The organism is Nonomuraea sp. NPDC001699 (assembly GCF_053596455.1).
In genome coordinates this window covers 219,119-235,107 of the sequence record NZ_JBSFGF010000001.1, presented here as the reverse complement: position 1 = coordinate 235,107, position 15,989 = coordinate 219,119, and the positions used below count along the sequence as shown (strand labels likewise).

Here is a 15,989-nt window from a genome sequence, read left to right as displayed (position 1 = left end):
GATGTGAGCAACGACGCATACACCCTGGCCGTAGAGGCCGCCGCCGCCCTGACCGGCGCGGCCGGCCTCGACACCTTCGACGTGGCCCTCGTCATGGGGTCGGGGTGGGTTCCCGCCGCTGACGCGATCGGGCAGACCGTGGCCGAGATCCCGTTCACCGATCTGCCCGGCTTCCGCGCCCCGGCCGTGGCCGGGCACGGTGGCAAGATCCGCGTCGTCCGCACCCCGTCCGGGCGGCACGCGCTGGTCTTCCTCGGCCGTACCCACCTGTACGAGGGCCTGGGCGTCGACGCGGTCGTCCACGGCGTGCGCACGGCGGCCGCGGCGGGCGTGCGCACGATCGTCCTGACCAACGCGGCGGGCGGTCTGCGGCCGGAGACCCAGAACGTCGGCGACCCGGTCCTGATCAGCGACCACGTCAACCTGACCGGCGCCAACCCGATCACCGGCACCACCTTCATCGACCTCACCGAGGTCTACTCGCGCCGCCTGCGCGCCCTGGTCCGCGAGATCGACCCGACCCTGGCCGACGGCGTCTACGTGGCCTTCCGCGGCCCGACGTACGAGACGCCGGCCGAGATCCGGATGCTGCGCACGCTCGGCGGCGACCTGGTGGGCATGTCCACCGTGCTGGAGGCCATCGCCGCCCGCGAGGCGAACCTGGAGGTGCTCGGCGTCTCCCTGGTCACCAACCCGGGGGCGGGCCTGTCCGGCGAGCCGCTCAACCACGAGGAGGTCCTGGAGGTGGGCCGCGCCACGGCCGCCCGCATGGGCGTGCTGCTGGCCAAGGTGGTGGACCGCCTGTGACCCCCGGCCTCCCGCCCGAGTCCGGCGGCGACGACCTGATCCCGCCCGAGTCCGGCGGTGACGTGCCGCTGCCGCCCGTCGACGCCGACCTGCTGCGTCGCGCCCGTCAGTGGCTGGCCCAGGACCCCGACCCCGACACCCGGGCCGAGCTGTCCGGCCTCCTGGAGGACGACGACCTGCCCACCCTGCGCGAGCGGTTCCAGGCCAAGCTGGAGTTCGGCACCGCCGGCCTGCGCGGCGAGCTGGGCGCGGGCCCCAACCGGATGAACCGGGTCACCGTCATGCGCGCCGCCGCCGGTCTGGCCGGTGTGCTCGGCCCCGGCAAGCACGTCGTGATCGGCTACGATGCCCGGCACAAGTCCGACGTGTTCGCCAGGGACACCGCCGCCGTCCTGACCGGCGCGGGACTGCACGTCTCGCTGCTGCCGCGCCCGCTGCCCACGCCGGTGCTGGCCTTCGCCGTGCGCCAGCTCGGGGCCGACGCGGGCGTGACGGTCACGGCCAGCCACAACCCGCCCAGGGACAACGGCTACAAGGTCTACTGGGGCGACGGCTCGCAGATCGTGCCGCCGGTCGACCGGGAGATCTCGGCCGCCATCGACGCCGTGGGCCGGGTCGACCAGCTTCCCCTCGACGGCCCCGGCACGCTCACCGAGCTGGGCGAGGACATCGTCGACGACTACATCGACGCGGTCACCGCCCTGCCGCTGGGCGAGGCGCGCGACCTGCGGGTGGCGTACACGCCGCTGCACGGGGTGGGCTCCGGGACGCTGACGGGCGCCTTCCTCGCGGCCGGCTTCGAGACGCCGATGGCCGTGGAGGAGCAGCGCAACCCCGACCCCGACTTCCCGACGGTGGCCTTCCCCAACCCGGAGGAGCCCGGGGCGATGGACCTGGCCGTCGCGCTGGCCGCCAAGCTCGGCTCCGACCTGATCCTGGCCAACGACCCCGACGCCGACCGGTGCGCGGTCGGCGTGCCGCTGCCCGACGGCACGTGCCGCATGCTGACCGGCGACGAGGTCGGCGGCCTGCTGGCCGAGCATGTGATCACGCACACCACGGGCGACCGCCTGGTGGCCACCACGATCGTCTCCTCGACGCTGCTGAGCAAGATCGCCCAGGCCCACGGCGTGCGCTACGGCGAGACGCTGACCGGGTTCAAGTGGATCATGAAGGCGGGCGAGGGCCTGGTCTTCGGCTACGAGGAGGCCATCGGCTACAGCGTCGGCTCCGACGCCGGCCTGCCGGTCCACGACAAGGACGGCATCGGCGCGGCCCTGACCGTGGCGGCCGTCGCCGCCGCCGCCAAGCGCGACGGGCGCACCCTGCTCGACCTGCTCGACGACCAGGCCGTCCGGTACGGCCTGCACGCGACGTCCCAGCTCAGCTTCCGGGTCGCCGACCTGTCGCTGATCTCCGGGGCGATGGACCGCCTGCGCGCCGCCCCGCCGTCGCGGCTCGGCGACCACGCGGTGGAGGCCGTCGACGACCTGAGCCGCGGCGACGGCGGCCTGCCGCCGACCGAGGGCCTGCGCTTCCGCCTGTCGGACGGCGGCCGCGTCGTGGTCCGCCCGTCGGGCACCGAGCCCAAGCTGAAGTGCTACCTGGAGGTGGTGGTGCCGGTGGCGGGCGAGGTGTCGCAAGCCCGCGCGTCCGCCGCCCGCGACCTCGACGCCCTGAAGGCCGACCTCACCGCCGCCCTGGAACTCTGAGCGCCTCCGGTCCCGCTCGGGCCAGGGGTTTCCAGGGGCCGGGCCCGCGTCGCGTCGCGGGCCCGGGGTCTCGGGGTCACATGTCGGCGCCGGCCGAGAACATGATCGGCCGGACCTCGACGGCCAGGCCCTCGATCCGGCTGTCCGGGATCATCCCGGCCAGCTCGATCGCGCGTTCGCGGCTCTCGCAGTCGACGATGTAGTAGCCGCCCATGTACTCCTTGGCCTCCAGGTAGGGGCCGTCGGTCACGGCGGGCAGCCCGTTGCGGGTGCGGACGACGGCGCTGGTCGACGGGTCGCCGAGCGCCTGCGTGCCGATCATCTCGCCCGACTCCTGGATCGTCTTCATGAACGCGCCGTGGCCGTTCATGATCAGCTCGCGCTGCTCCTCGGTCAGGGTGTCCATGACCTGCTGGTTCACCTGCATGATCAGCAGAAACTTCATCGTCTCTCCTCGTGGTCGTGCGAGTTCCGTCGTGCTGGAGTCGGAGCCGGTGCGGCCCTCTCGACATCCCCGCGGAACTTCTCCGGAAAGCATGTCGAGCGCGCGCCCCCCGCTCCGACCTCCTGGCGGAACCGATGACACCAGGAGGGTGCCGACATGCCGAATCTCACCGAGACCGCCGCCGAGCCCCGGGCCGGGCGGCGCGAATGGGCCGGGCTGGCGGTGCTCGCCCTGCCGACCCTGCTCGTCGCGGTCGACATCAACGCGCTGTTCCTGGCGCTGCCCCGGCTGAGCGTGGACCTGGGGGCCGACGCCGTCCAGCAGTTGTGGATCATCGACATCTACGGGTTCATGGTCGCCGGGCTGGTGATCACGATGGGCGGCCTCGGCGACCGGATCGGCCGCCGCCGGCTGCTGCTGACCGGCGCGGCGGCCTTCGGCGTCGCCTCCGTCGTGGCGGCGTACGCGACCGGCCCCGCCATGCTGATCGCCGCCCGTACCGTGCTGGGCGTGGCCGGGGCCACGCTCATGCCCTCCACGCTCGCGCTCATCACCAACATGTTCCGCGACGCCCGGCAGCGCGGCACGGCCATCGCCGTCTGGGCCACCTGCCAGTTCGCCGGGGCCGCGCTCGGGCCGGTCGTCGGCGGGCTGCTCCTGGAGCACTTCTGGTGGGGGTCGGTGTTCCTGCTGGCCGTGCCGGTGATCGTGGTGCTGCTCGTGGCCGGCGTCCTGCTGCTGCCGGAGTTCCGCGACCCGGACGGCGGGCGCATGGACCTGGTCAGCGTGGCGCTGTCGATGCTGGCGATCCTGCCGGTGGTCTGGGGTGTCAAGGAGCTGGCCGCCTCGTCGGTGTCGGCCGGGCCCGGCGTGCCGCTCGCGGTGATCGCGGTCGGTCTCGCGTTCGGGGCGGCGTTCGTACGGCGGCAGCTCACGCTCGACGCTCCCCTGCTCAACCTGCGCCTGTTCGCCCAGCGGCCGCTCACCCTGATCCTGACCGCGCTCGTGCTCGCCGGGATCGCGATGGCGGGCACCGGTCTCCTGGTCACCCAGCTCCTGCAGTCGGTGCTGGGGTACACCCCGGCGCAGTCGGCGCTGTGGTTCGCGCCCATGGGGCTCGGCGTCGCGCTGGGCACCACGCTGACCCCGGCGCTCACCCGCCGCCTGGCCCCCCGGACGGCCGTCGTGGGCGGCCTGACGCTGTCGGCCGCCGGGGCGGCGCTGCTCACGCAGGCCGGGTCCGGGCTGCCGGTGGTGATCACCGCCATCACCGTGCTGGCGCTGGGCACCGGCCCGCTGTTCGCCCTGGGCACGGGGATCGTGGTCGGTTCCGTGCCGCCGGAGAAGGCCGGGTCGGCGGCCTCGCTGGCCGAGTCCGGCAACTTCCTCGGCGGCACGCTCGGTCTGGCCCTGCTCGGCACGGTCGGCGCGGCCGTCTACCACCACGCCCTGCCCGCGGACGTGCCCGAGGCCGCCAGGGAGACCGTGGCGGGCGCGGCGGCCGTGGCCGCGCGGCTCGCCCCGGCGCAGGCCGCCGAGCTGCTGCGGGCCAGTCACGCCGCGTTCGTCAGCGGGCTCGTGACGATCGGCCTGGCGGGCGCGGCCCTGTTCGTGCTGGCCGCGCTGCTGACCTCACGGCTGCCCCGCGCCGAAGCGGCGTGACGGGCCCGGTGGCTGGCCGGGATGACCGGCCCGGCTTCTGGCCGGATGAGGGGCCGGATGACGGGTCGCGTCATCCGGCCGAGTGTCAGGCCAGGCGGAACTGCAGGTCGATGTCCCACTTGTTCAGGTCGGGCTCGACCCGCGGGTCCGTCCGGTACAGCTCCAGCCGGCAGCCCCAGTGCTCGGTCCCGCCCTTCTCGGTCATGTCCCAGGTCAGGCCCTGTTCGGCGGCCCACGTCAGCACCGACTCGATGACGCCGGAGAGCTGGTCGGGGTGGCCGTGGTGGGACTCGGTGACGAAACGGCCCGCGGGCAGCGTGCCCGCGTGGAACTCGCCCTCCCCCGCCACGGGCGCGGTGACGGGCACGCCCGCCTCCACCACCAGCCGGTCCTGCGGCAGGTCGATGCTGTCGTACCGGAAGAACGGGGCTCCGGCGGGCGTGTGCCCGCGCTCGGCGAGCCAGCCGATCATCTCCGCGATCCGGTCCCCGACGAGGCCGAAGCTGGTCATCGTGATGGTCTTCCGGATCCCGATGTAAGGACGCTCGGGAAATTCGACGATCTGTGGCATGTGTCTGTCCTCCTTCACCTGTCAGTACGGAGCGCGCCCCCGAAACTCATCGGCAGGCCGAAGGACGACACGAGCCCGGGATCGAGAAAGGTGGTCATGCCGGTGACGACTCCGCCGCCGATCTCCAGGACTACCAGGGCGAACGCCTTCCCGTCCCGGTACTGGGCGAAGGCGGGCGCGCCGTTCGCCCTGGCCGGCAGCAGGCGGGTGCCGTCGCAGGGCGCCGCGGCGGCCACCAGGACCGCCCTGATCGCCTCCCGGCCGCGCAACCACCACGCGAACGGCGGCATCGACATCGTCGCGTCCTCGCGCAGCAGCGAGACCAGCGCGTCCACGTCGTACCGCTCGAAGGCCGAGACGTAGCGGTCGAGCAGCCTCTCGTCCACCTCGGCGTCCTCCGGGGTGACGGCGGGCAGGCGGGCGCGGGCGCGCTGCAACGCGCTGTTCACGGACGCGACGCTCATCTCCAGCAGGCCCGCCACCTCGGCGGCCTGCCACTTCAGCACGTCACGCAGGATCAGCACGGCCCGCTGCCGCGCCGGCAGCCGCTGCAACGCGGCCACGAACGCCAGCCGCACGCTCTCCCTGGCCACCGCCAGCTCCGCCGGGTCGGCCGGGAGCACGCGGTCGTCGGGGACGGGCCACACCCAGGCGTCCCCGGCCAGCGGCTCGCCGAGCGGGTCTCCCGGACGCGCCGCCGGCCCGAGGTCCATCGCCCGCGCCCGCCGCTGCGGCCCACGCAGCATGTCGAGGCAGACGGACGTGGCGAGCCGGAACAACCACGGGCGCAACGGCCCCCGCCCGGCCTGGTACGTCCGCCAGGCCCGGACGAACGTCTCCTGCACCGCGTCCTCGGCCTCGAAGCCCGAGCCGAGCATGCGGTAGCAGTAACCGGTCAGCTCGACCCGGTGGTGTTCCAGCTCGGCCGCCTCCACTAGATCGGGGCCACCTCGATCTGCAGCTCGTGCACCCATTCCGCGCGATCGTCCGGGCAGTGCAGCGACACCTCGCGCGCCAGGTCGAGCGAACGGTAGCCGTTCTCCTCGATCCAGTGGGCCAGGGCCTGGAAGGTCGGCCCGACGGCCTCCATCGGGCCGTGGTGGATGATCGTGGCCGCCGTGCCGATGGCGGGCAGGTCCCTGATCTCGAAGTCGTGGCGGGGGTCGGGGTCGGCGTTGACCGGCAGGCAGGCGTGCACCATGACCGAGCCGTCGTCCTCCTGACGGTAGTGGGCCAGGCCGGGGCCGACCACCTTGAGGCCGGCCTCCTCCACGCGGGCGCAGATCTCGGCGAACAGCGGCTGGATCACCGGGCCGACGTCCTCGCCCTCGTAGCTGGCGGCTCTGGCGCTGAGCTGGGCGACCCGTACCGGGCTGACCTTCTTCAGCATGACTTCCGCGGTCCTCATGTGACCCTCCGTCTCGATGCTGCGGAGTCTCGCCTCGACGCCGCGCAGCCTGGCCAGGTCGGCGCTGATCTGCGCCTCAAGCTGGGCGCGGCGCAGCCGTACCATGCCGTGGAGCTCCTCGGTGCTGACCTTCTCGTCCAGGATCGCCCGGACCTGGTCCAGCGTGAAGCCGAGGTCCTTGATGGCGACGATGCGGTTGAGCCTGGCCAGTTGCGCGGCCTGGTAGGACCGGTAACCGGTGAGCGGGTCCACCTGCGCGGGACGCAGCAGACCGATGGCGTCGTAGTGGCGGAGCATGCGTACGGACACGAGCCCCAGCCTGGCGAATTCTCCGATGCTGAACATGTCCGCTCCAGGAGTAGGGGCTCACACGGTGTCAGAGTCAACCTATGGCGGTTTCTACAGACATGGGGTATTTTTCAGCGTAACTAGCAACCGAACGTTCGGTAGGTGGCCGTGGACGTGGACGCACGGCTCCGGATCAGGACGGCGGCCGTGCGGCTCTTCGCCCGGCAGGGCTACGCCGCCACCGGCATCAGAGACCTGGCCAGGGCGGCGAACCTGACCAATGCCGGCATCTACCACCACGTCCCCAGCAAGGAAGCCCTGCTCGCCGACCTCATGCGGACCGGCCTCCAGGGCCTGATCGACTCGACCGCCCGCGTCCTGGACGGGGCCACACGTCCCGCCGACCGCCTCGCCCTGCTGATCACCTCGCTCACCGCCCTGCACGCGCGCAGCCCCCTAACCAGCCGCGTCATGGACGGCGAGCTCCGCTCCCTCACCCCTGGCTCCCCCGCCCACACCGAGGTCATCGCCCTGCGCGACGCCTACGAGAGCCACTGGAGGAGCGCCCTGGCCGACGGCGTCGCCGAGGGCGTCTTCCACCTCGCCGACCAGAGGCTGACCCGCCTCGCGCTCATGTCCATGTGCACCGGCACCAGCGAGTGGTACCGCCCCGACGGGGACTCGACGCTGGAGCAGGTGTGCGCGGAGTTCGTCACGATCGGCCTGGCCGCCGTGCGCGCCGCCGTCCCGGTCGTGGCGCCCCTCGATCCACGCCTGCTGCCCGACTTCCCGTGGGAGCCGCCGGATGCACACCACGATCCCCGACCTGCTGAGGACCGCCGCTAGCACGTACGGCGAACGCGAGTTCCTCCGCTTCCCCGCCCCCTCACCGACCGTCCCCGCGACCTCGCTGAGCTTCGCCGAGGCCGACGCCGAGTCCGACCGCCTGGCCCGCGCGCTGGCCGCCCGAGGAGTACGCCCCGGCGACCGGGTGGCCGTCATGCTGGACAACGAGCCGTGGTGGCCGTTGAGCTGGTTCGCCGTCCTGAAGGCGGGGGCGGTCACCGTCCCCGTGAACGTGCGGTACCAGGCCGCCGACCTGGAGCACGTCCTGCGCGATTCCGGCGCGGTCGCCACCCTCGCCGGCCGGGCCCACGCGGCGCGCGTGCCCGGCGTGGTGCACCTCGTGGACACGCTGACAGATGGCCCACCTCTCGACATATCCCCCAGCGCGGACAATGTCGCTAATTTCCAGTACACGTCGGGGACGACGGGCTTCCCCAAAGCCTGCCTGCTCACCCACGACTACTGGGTCAGGACCGCGCGGGTCGTCGCCGACCTCGTACACCTGCGCGACGACGACGTCCTGCTGATCGCCCAGGCGTACTCGTACATGGACCCGCAATGGACCACCCTGCTCTGCCTGGCCGGCGGCATCCCGCTGGTGGTCCTCCCGCGCTTCTCCGCCTCCGGCTTCTGGCCCGCCGTCCGCGAGCACGGCGCGACCCTCACGTACGTGCTGGGCACCATGCCCCTGCTGATGCACAAGCAGCCGCCGAGCCCCCTCGACCGCGACAACCGGATGCGGCTCGTGCTCTGCTCCGGCATCGCCCCGGGCCTGCACCGCACGTTCGAGGAGCGCTGGGGCGCACCCTGGCGCGAGCTGTACGGCTCCACCGAGAGCGGCTGCGACCTGATGGCCGCTCCGGACGCGGACGACACGGTCGGCACCGGCGCGATGGGCACGCCGCCGCCCGGCAAGGAGGTCCGGCTCGACGACGTAACCGGCGAGATCCTGGTCCGCGGCGCGCCCATGATGAACGGCTACTGGAACCATCCCGAGGCCACCGCGCACGCCTTCCGCGGCGGCTGGTACCACACCGGCGACCTGGGCGTACGCGACGAGCTAGGGCGTATCCGACATGCCGGGCGGCTGACGGACATGGTCCGCAGGGGCGGTGAGAACATCTCGTGCGCCGAGGTCGAGAGCGTGCTCGCCGGGCATCCCGCGGTCCTGTCCGCGGCCCTGGTCCCCATCCCCGACGACCTCTTCGGCGAGCTGCCCAAGGCGTTCATCCAGCTCCGCCCCGGACACGCCGCCGACGCGGGCACGGCCGCCGCCGTCATCGCGCACGCCAGGGAACGCCTGGCCCGCTTCAAGATCCCGGCGTACGTGGAGTTCGTGGAGTCGTTCACGCTCACCCCGTCCGCCCGCATCGAGAAGCGCCACCTGCTCCGCCCCGGCCGCGACCAGCGCGCCGCCCCCGCCATCCCCACGGAGGACCCGGCATGATCGACGTGACCGTACGCGACGAGGTGGCCCTGATCACCCTCACGCGCCCCGAGAAACTGAACGCCCTCACCGCCGGCATGCGCAGGGACCTGGCCGCGGCCGTCCGCGCGCACGGCCGTACGGCGAGGGGCATCGTGGTGACCGGCGCCGGCCGGGCCTTCTCGGCGGGCGAGGACATCGCCGAGGCGGCGGGCAAGCCGCTGGAGGCGGAGGTGGAGCTGTTCCACGACATGACCAGGGCCGTGCTGGAGACCGAGGTGCCGGTGGTCGCCGCGGTCAACGGCCTGGCCGTCGGTGGCGCCGCCGAGTGGACGCTCTGCTTCGACACGCGGCTCGGCGCCCCGGCCGCCGAGTACTTCTTCCCCGAGAACCACCTCGGCCTGTCGATCTCGAACGCCGCCGGTCACCTGCTGCCCCGGCTGGCGGGCGGCCGGGCGCTGCGGCTGGTGCTGGACTCGGCCCGCCTGGACGCCGCCGGCGCGCTGGCGGCGGGGCTGCTGGACGAGCTCGTGCCCGCCGAGAAGCTGGTGGAGACGGCGATCGCGCGGGTGCGCCACTGGACGCGGCCGGGCACCGCCACCGCCACGCACCTCCGGCTGCTGCGCCCGGCGCTCGCCGACGTCGAGCGCGCCTTCGAGGCCGAGACCGAGGCGGCCCGGCAGGTCGAGCGGGCGGGCCTGGCCCAGGCAGGCATGACCCGCTTCCTCACCCGCCGGACCTCCTGACATCGCGCCGTCCGCCCGTCCACCCGGGCCGGCGGACGGTCAGGCGATGACGACGGCGGCGACGATCAGGGCGACCGCGGCCACGAGGACCGCGATCGAGTCGTAGGACCAGGTGACCCTGGCCGGGGTCGCCGGCTCCTCGCGGCGGCGGGCGGCCTCGGCGCGGTCGCGGATCTGGTCGCCCACGAAGTCGGCGTGGGTCTTGCCGGTGAACGCCTCGGCGGCGGCCTGCTCGGCCTTGCTCACCGTGGTCTCGACCCGGAACCGGCCGCCGCGCTCGGGCTTGGGCACCCCGCGCCGCTGCGCCTTGGACCGCTCGCGGGCGCTGCTCATCGGCGTCCACAACCGCAGCACCTGCTCGTCGGCGCCCTCGCCGCCGTGGCGGACCGCGATGGAGTGGGTGACCGTCACCTCGCCGACGGACGCCCACGGCAGGAACGTCGTGCGCAGCGGGTTGCGGGCCAGCAGGCCCTCCTCGCCGACCACGGTGGCGGGCCTGATCGCGATCGCGTAGACGAGCGCCGACATCGCCCCGAGCACGGCCAGCGCCACCATGGACGGCTTGCCGTTGTAGTGGGCCGTCAGGTCCCACACGTTGAACGCCACGAAGACCAGCCACGCGCAGCCCAGCACGAAAGCGGTCTTGGACCGGTAGGTGTGCTTCACGGCTGCCACTTGATCTGCGCGAACCCCGGCTTGATCACGCCGTTGATCAGCGCCAGCCGCTCGTCGAACGGGAGGAAAGCCGACTTCATCGCGTTGACCGTGAACCACTGGAGGTCGTCCCAGTCGTAGCCGAACGCCTCGACCAGCTTGGCGAACTCCAGCGACACGCTCGTGGAGCTCATCAGCCGGTTGTCGGTGTTGACGGTGACCCGGAAGTGCAGCCTGCGCAGCAGCCCGATGGGATGCTCGGCGATCGAGGCGGCGGCCCCGGTCTGGAGGTTGGACGTGGGACACATCTCCAGCGGGATGCGCTTGTCGCGCACGTACGCCGCCAGCGGCCCCAGCTTGGCCGACCCGTCGCCGGCCACCGCGATGTCGTCGATGATCCGCACGCCGTGGCCCAGCCGGTCGGCGCCGCACCACTGGATGGCCTGCCAGATCGACGGCAGCCCGAACGCCTCGCCGGCGTGGATCGTGAAGTGCGCGTTCTCCCGCTGGAGGTACTCGAAGGCGTCGAGGTGCCGGGTGGGCGGGTAGCCGGCCTCGGCCCCGGCGATGTCGAACCCCACGACGCCGGCGTCGCGGTAGCGCACGGCCAGCTCGGCGATCTCCATCGAACGCGCCATGTGCCGCATCGCGGTCAGCAGCGTGCCGACCCGGATGCCGCGCCCCTGCGAGCCGAGCGTGAACCCTTCGAGCACCGCCTCCACCACCTGGTCGAGGCTCAGCCCCATGGTGGTGTGCTGCTCGGGGGCGAAGCGCACCTCGGCGTAGACCACGCCGTCGTCGGCGAGGTCGCGGGCGCACTCGGCGGCCACCCGGACCAGGGACTCGCGGGTCTGCATGACCGCGACCGTGTGGTCGAAGGTCTCCAGGTAGCGCTCAAGCGACCCGGAGTCGGCGGCCTCCTCGAACCACAGGCGCAGGTTGTCGGGGTCGGTGGAGGGCAGCCGCCCGTAGTCGATCTCCCGTGCGAGCTCGACGATCGTCTCGGCGCGCAGCCCGCCGTCGAGGTGATCGTGCAACAACACCTTGGGAGCCAGCCGGATCTTGTCAAGCGTGGGGCTCATCTGGCCATGATATGAGCACACTCCTCCGCCGCCGCACACGTCGCGCCCGCCTGTGGACGACCCCTCCGGCACACCCGCGCGGGCCCCCGGGTCAGTCGCGGCCCGCGGCCTCCGGCGCGAAGGCGGGCAGGCACACGGCGACGTACTCGGCGCCGTCGGGGCCCGCGCTGTAGCGCACCTTCTCCCCCGGCGAGGTCACCACCGACTGGCCGGCGGCGATCTCGACCGTGCCGCCGTCGTGCTCGACGAGCACGCTGCCGCGCAGGACCACGGTGTACTCGGTGAACGACGGCGTCTGGGCGGGCTCGGCCCAGCCGGGCGGGGCGGTCATGTGGGCGATCGAGACCTGCTCGTCGCCACTGTTGACGCGCCCCACGTGCTCGTCGATGAGCTTGCCGCCGGGGACGGGGATGCGGGTCGGGCCCTCGATCTTTCTCACCACGGGGATCAGTGTGCCACGTCGAGCACCAGCCGGCTCGGCGCGGACTGCTCCTTCACCCGGAAGCCGGCCTTGCGGGCGAGCGCCAGGCCGATGCCCACGCGTCCCTCGAAGTCGCCGGTCCTGACGACGTCGGAGACGTTCTTGAGGTTGGCCGGGTAGACGGGGCCGCCCTTCCAGGTGGGGTAGCCGTCGTCGTCGTGCGCGTTGGCGGGGACCAGGGTGAGCTGCAGGTACGCGCCGCCGCGGACGCCCATGGGCTCGCCGGAACCGTCCTCCAGGAACTCGTCCACCCATTTGACCTTGTATCCGGGAATGTCGCCCGTGAGGTCGATGACCACCCGGTCGTAGCCGTCGTGGGTGGCGTACCGGACGCCGGTCACCACGGCCGGGTCGAGGCCGTCGCGCTCGACGTCCACCTCGGCGGTGCTGGTGGGGACGTCGGAGGGGGTGCCGCGCGGGGTGGCGGCCGGGCTGGTCTCCGCGGGGGTGTCCAGCCGGGCGGTCTGCGTGACGGTGCCGCACGCGGTCAGCACGGCGAGGCAGGCGAGCGGCGCGACGAGGCGAAGGCGCGACGACCGGTCGCAGGTCGGGGATGACGGGCGCATGCCCGGTAGATGCCCAGCCCACGGGCCTGCAAGCGGCTCCACGGCGGATCGGTCCGGGTTTCCGGGGCACTTCCGCGCGGCCGGGACTGCCTCTACGCTGATCAACCTCCAAGGAGTCATACAAGTGAGCAAATCCCACGACTTATCGGCTTTTCTGGCGTCCTATGAGCCCTCGTTCGCGCGGACGGCGTACCTGCTGACCGGCGACGTGGACAAGGCGCGCGAGCTGACCGTCCACGCCCTGCTCGCGGCCTGCCGCCGGTGGTCCGCCATCCGCTACCACCGCCCGGCCGACGCGGTGCTGCGCGAGCTGTACGGACGGTTCCTGGGCGCGACGGGCGAGCCCTGGCCGCTGCCGGAGGGCCACCTGTTCACCGGGCTCGCCCCGACGACCCGCGCGGCCGTCGTCGTCACCTTCCACGACGGGCTGAGCCTCCCGCACGCGGCCGCGGTCACGGGCCTGTGGACCGGCGCCCTGGACGACGAGCTGCGGCGGGCCCGCGCCCGGCTCCGCGCCTCCCACCCGCACCTGTTCCCGGACGAGCCTCCCCGGACCGACACGACGCCTTCCTCCCCCTGGACGCTCGGCGCCGCCCCCGAGCCCGCCGCCCCGGCGGAGGAGGGTCAGGACGCGGATCCGGCCCTGCGCGCCGCCCTGCTCTCCCTGGCCGCCGAGCTGCCGCGCACCGACCTCGCCGGCACCGTCCTGCGCCGGCTCACGACGCGGCGCAGGGTACGGGCGTCGGTGTGGACGCTCGCCTCCGCCGGCCTGGTCGCCGCGCTGGTCGCGACGGTCGTGGCGGGCCTGTCCGCGGTGGCCGACAATGTGAACGAGGCGATGGCCCGCTCCCCCTTCGACCCCGGGGCGGCGGGCGCCGCCGAGGAGACCCGCGACCCGCTGCCCACCGCGCTCCCCGACCCGGTCCGCTTCGCCTATCCGGGCTACTGCCGCGACGCCGAGGTGGACGCCCACGACCCCCGGCCCTGCGGCCAGTGGGTGCTCACGACCCGATCGGGCACGGAGTGGCGGCTGCCGGGCGCGCGGGCCGGCTACGACCCGGCCACCGGCGACTCCATGCCGCTCGCCCTCAGCCAGGACGGCCACCGGCTCGCCTACCAGAACCCGCAGGGCCGCTACCTGGTCCACGACCTGCCCACGGGCGCGGTCAAGCGCATCGAGGCGACGGCCGGGGACGGCGAGGCGCACATCGCGTCGTCCCCGGACGGCCGCTACTTCTCGCTGTCCTTCGGCGCGTCCGGCGACGGCGCGGTGCTCGACTTCCGGACGGGCACGACCAGCACCGTACGCGGCGAGGACGTCGAGATCCTGGCCGTGGACGACGACGGCACGCGCGTGGTCGCCGAACGCCGGGACACCACCGACGTACCCGGCCACGCCTCCGTCAGCACGCTCAGGCTGGACGGCGCGCGCACCCGCACGAAGGGGTTCCGGATCGACCCCGCCCTCGTCGAGCACGGCGCCGCGCTCTCGCCCGACGGCCGCCTTCTGGCCCTGGTGACGGCCGACGCCCGGCTGGTCACCATGGACGCCCGCACCGGCCGCGTCGCCGGCCCCCGCCCCCGCCTGGACGACGACGACCTCGAAGTGATCAGGGTGGAACGCTGGCTGGGCCCCGGCAAGGTCCTCGTGCGCCTGTGGGACCGCGAGGACGTGTACCTGATCCAGGTGGACGTCCGCACCGGCGAGGCCACCGCCTTCGACGACTCCGCGACGGAGTGGATCGACTACTCCGACCCGATCGGCGCGCTGGAGGAATGAGGAAGAGGGCCCCGCTTCGAGCGGAACCCTCTTCCCTGCCGCGCGGAGGTCAGACGGCCTCGAAGACCTTCGCGTCCTCCTGCTCGACCGCGGCGGCCTTGCCCGAGCGCAGGCCGGTGGCCGAGATCACCAGCCCGACCAGGGCCAGCACCAGCGCGACCACGATCGCCGAGCGCAGCGCGCCGATCGACAGCGTCTCGCCGCCCGAGGTGAGCACGGCGGTCACCACGGCCAGCACGATCGCGCCGCCGACCTGGCCGGAGGTGTTGAGCAGCCCGGAGGCCAGGCCCTGCTCGTCGTCGTCCACGCCGTTGGTGGCCTGGATGTTCAGCGCGGGGAAGGACAGGGCGAAGGCCACGCCCAGCAGGACCATGCCGGGGATCACCAGGCCGCCGAGGCTCGGCGTCTCGTCGATGCCCAGGAAGACCGCGTACCCGCCGGCCAGGGCCGCGGCGCCGATGACGATCAGCTTGCCGGTGCCGAACCTGTCGGCGAAGTCGCCCATCTTGGTCGAGGTGACCGCGACGAGCAGGCCCGCGGGCAGGAACGCCAGGGCCGTGCCGAGCGCCGACCAGTGCAGCAGGTTCTGGAAGTACTGCATGGCCACGAACTGGAAGGCCACGTACGAGCCCATCAGGATGAGCAGCCCGAGGTTGGCCCGCACGATGTGACCCGAGCGCAGGATGCCGAGCCGCACCAGCGGGTGCTTCAACCGCAGCTCGGTGAAGACGAACAGGCCGAGCAGCACCGCCACGGCCACCAGCGAGCCGATCGTCCGGAACGAGGCCCAGCCGGCCTCGGGAGCCTGCACGACGGTGAAGACCAGCAGCAACATCGAGGCGGTGATCAGCACGGCGCCGATGAGGTCGTGACCGCCCTCGGCGCGCTCCTCCTGGCCCTTCGGCAGCACCTTCAACGCGGCGATCAGCGCGATGACCGCGACCGGCACCGGCATGAGGAGCGTCCACTGCCAGCCGAGCCCGGTCAGCAGGCCGGAGAGCACGAGGCCGAGCGAGTAGCCGCTGGCGGCGCAGGCGGTGAAGATGCTCAATGCCTTGTTGCGCTCAGGCCCCTCGGGAAACGTGGTGGTGATGATCGACAAGGCGGCGGGCGCGGTGAAGGCGGCGGCCACCCCCTTGACGAACCGGGCGGCGATCAGCAGGCCCCCGTCGTCCACGACACCACCCAGCAACGACGCGACGGCGAAGACGCCCAGAGCGACCAGGAAGACCCTGCGCCGCCCGAGCAGGTCGGCGGTCCTGCCCCCGAGCAACAGAAGACCGCCGTAGCCGAGCACGTAGCCGCTGACCACCCACTGCAGGGAAGAGGTGCTGAGGCCCAGGTCGTGCTGGATGGCCGGCAGGGCGACACCGACCATGGAGACGTCAAGGGCGTCAAGGAAGATCACTGCACAGAGCACGGCGAGCGCGCCCCAACGGGATGAGGAAGAGGACATGAGTCAGAACAATACATGCGCTCGCATCTAATGCAAGCGCATTTAATGCCGTTGCATGA

At 72.9% G+C, this 15,989-nt stretch carries 16 protein-coding genes; 7 read left to right on the top strand and 9 right to left on the bottom strand.

All coding sequences use genetic code 11. The features are described 5' to 3' along the window. Positions 1-3: 3 nt before the first annotated feature. Together ACWCSU_RS01175 and ACWCSU_RS01170 are read left to right on the top strand one after the other, a co-directional pair. Positions 4-807 (top strand): purine-nucleoside phosphorylase, encoded by an 804-nt coding sequence (locus ACWCSU_RS01175; protein ID WP_357702426.1) that lies wholly within the window; start codon positions 4-6, stop codon positions 805-807. Between the two features lie 68 nt (positions 808-875). After that, a complete protein-coding gene (locus tag ACWCSU_RS01170) occupies positions 876-2,519 on the top strand; it encodes a phospho-sugar mutase (protein ID WP_449933708.1) in 1,644 nt (547 codons plus the stop codon). A gap of 76 nt (positions 2,520-2,595) precedes the next feature. On the opposite strand, the gene ACWCSU_RS01165 is transcribed toward ACWCSU_RS01170, so the two are convergent. After that, a complete protein-coding gene (locus tag ACWCSU_RS01165) occupies positions 2,596-2,964 on the bottom strand; it encodes a YciI family protein (RefSeq protein ID WP_357702424.1) in 369 nt (122 codons plus the stop codon). A gap of 156 nt (positions 2,965-3,120) precedes the next feature. Between ACWCSU_RS01165 and ACWCSU_RS01160 the strand changes: the two genes are divergently transcribed. Then, positions 3,121-4,626 (top strand): MFS transporter, encoded by a 1,506-nt coding sequence (locus ACWCSU_RS01160; RefSeq protein ID WP_357702422.1) that lies wholly within the window; start codon positions 3,121-3,123, stop codon positions 4,624-4,626. An 85-nt stretch (positions 4,627-4,711) separates the two neighbouring features. On the opposite strand, the gene ACWCSU_RS01155 is transcribed toward ACWCSU_RS01160, so the two are convergent. From ACWCSU_RS01155 to ACWCSU_RS01145, 3 genes are read right to left on the bottom strand one after another with little or no spacing between them, the layout of a single operon-like run. Then, on the bottom strand, positions 4,712-5,197 hold the full coding sequence (locus ACWCSU_RS01155) for a GyrI-like domain-containing protein (protein WP_449932738.1): 486 nt from the start codon (positions 5,195-5,197) through the stop codon (positions 4,712-4,714). A 14-nt stretch (positions 5,198-5,211) separates the two neighbouring features. Beyond that, positions 5,212-6,171, bottom strand: a complete 960-nt coding sequence (locus ACWCSU_RS01150) for a sigma-70 family RNA polymerase sigma factor (RefSeq protein WP_449932736.1) — start codon at positions 6,169-6,171, stop codon at positions 5,212-5,214. Continuing rightward, complete coding sequence (locus tag ACWCSU_RS01145) at positions 6,132-6,950, bottom strand: MerR family transcriptional regulator (RefSeq protein WP_449932734.1); 819 nt, start codon at positions 6,948-6,950, stop codon at positions 6,132-6,134. Before ACWCSU_RS01145 ends, ACWCSU_RS01150 begins: the two co-directional genes overlap by 40 nt. 117 nt (positions 6,951-7,067) lie before the next feature. Here ACWCSU_RS01145 and ACWCSU_RS01140 point away from each other — a divergent pair, with 117 nt between their 5' ends. The 3 genes from ACWCSU_RS01140 to ACWCSU_RS01130 are packed head-to-tail and all read left to right on the top strand — an operon-like array spanning position 7,068 to position 9,911. Next, a complete protein-coding gene (locus tag ACWCSU_RS01140; RefSeq protein ID WP_449932732.1) occupies positions 7,068-7,739 on the top strand; it encodes a TetR/AcrR family transcriptional regulator in 672 nt (223 codons plus the stop codon). Beyond that, complete coding sequence (locus tag ACWCSU_RS01135) at positions 7,699-9,186, top strand: AMP-binding protein (protein WP_449932730.1); 1,488 nt, start codon at positions 7,699-7,701, stop codon at positions 9,184-9,186. The genes ACWCSU_RS01140 and ACWCSU_RS01135 overlap by 41 nt, the downstream gene beginning before the upstream one ends. Then, positions 9,183-9,911, top strand: coding sequence for an enoyl-CoA hydratase/isomerase family protein (locus ACWCSU_RS01130; protein ID WP_364086136.1), 729 nt, complete (start codon positions 9,183-9,185; stop codon positions 9,909-9,911). Before ACWCSU_RS01135 ends, ACWCSU_RS01130 begins: the two co-directional genes overlap by 4 nt. Positions 9,912-9,950: 39 nt before the next feature. Here the strand turns inward: ACWCSU_RS01130 and ACWCSU_RS01125 are convergent, their stop codons facing one another. The 4 genes from ACWCSU_RS01125 to ACWCSU_RS01110 form a co-directional block, all read right to left on the bottom strand. Then, the gene (locus ACWCSU_RS01125; RefSeq protein ID WP_357702409.1) at positions 9,951-10,577 is read right to left on the bottom strand and encodes a PH domain-containing protein; all 627 of its coding nucleotides are present in this window, start codon (positions 10,575-10,577) and stop codon (positions 9,951-9,953) included. After that, positions 10,574-11,647, bottom strand: coding sequence for an adenosine deaminase (locus tag ACWCSU_RS01120; RefSeq protein ID WP_357702408.1), 1,074 nt, complete (start codon positions 11,645-11,647; stop codon positions 10,574-10,576). The genes ACWCSU_RS01125 and ACWCSU_RS01120 overlap by 4 nt, the downstream gene beginning before the upstream one ends. Positions 11,648-11,738: 91 nt before the next feature. Next, complete coding sequence (locus tag ACWCSU_RS01115) at positions 11,739-12,089, bottom strand: cupin domain-containing protein (RefSeq protein WP_364086133.1); 351 nt, start codon at positions 12,087-12,089, stop codon at positions 11,739-11,741. 5 nt (positions 12,090-12,094) lie between these two features. After that, a complete protein-coding gene (locus ACWCSU_RS01110; protein WP_449932726.1) occupies positions 12,095-12,694 on the bottom strand; it encodes an AMIN-like domain-containing (lipo)protein in 600 nt (199 codons plus the stop codon). A 124-nt stretch (positions 12,695-12,818) separates the two neighbouring features. Here ACWCSU_RS01110 and ACWCSU_RS01105 point away from each other — a divergent pair, with 124 nt between their 5' ends. Further along, positions 12,819-14,474 carry a hypothetical protein gene (locus ACWCSU_RS01105; RefSeq protein WP_449932724.1) on the top strand — a complete coding sequence of 552 codons (1,656 nt, stop codon included), beginning with the start codon at positions 12,819-12,821 and terminating at the stop codon, positions 14,472-14,474. Between the two features lie 49 nt (positions 14,475-14,523). Here the strand turns inward: ACWCSU_RS01105 and ACWCSU_RS01100 are convergent, their stop codons facing one another. After that, positions 14,524-15,882: an MFS transporter gene (locus tag ACWCSU_RS01100; protein WP_357702400.1), complete on the bottom strand. Its 1,359-nt coding sequence runs from the start codon at positions 15,880-15,882 to the stop codon at positions 14,524-14,526. Between the last annotated feature and the right edge of the window lie 107 nt (positions 15,883-15,989).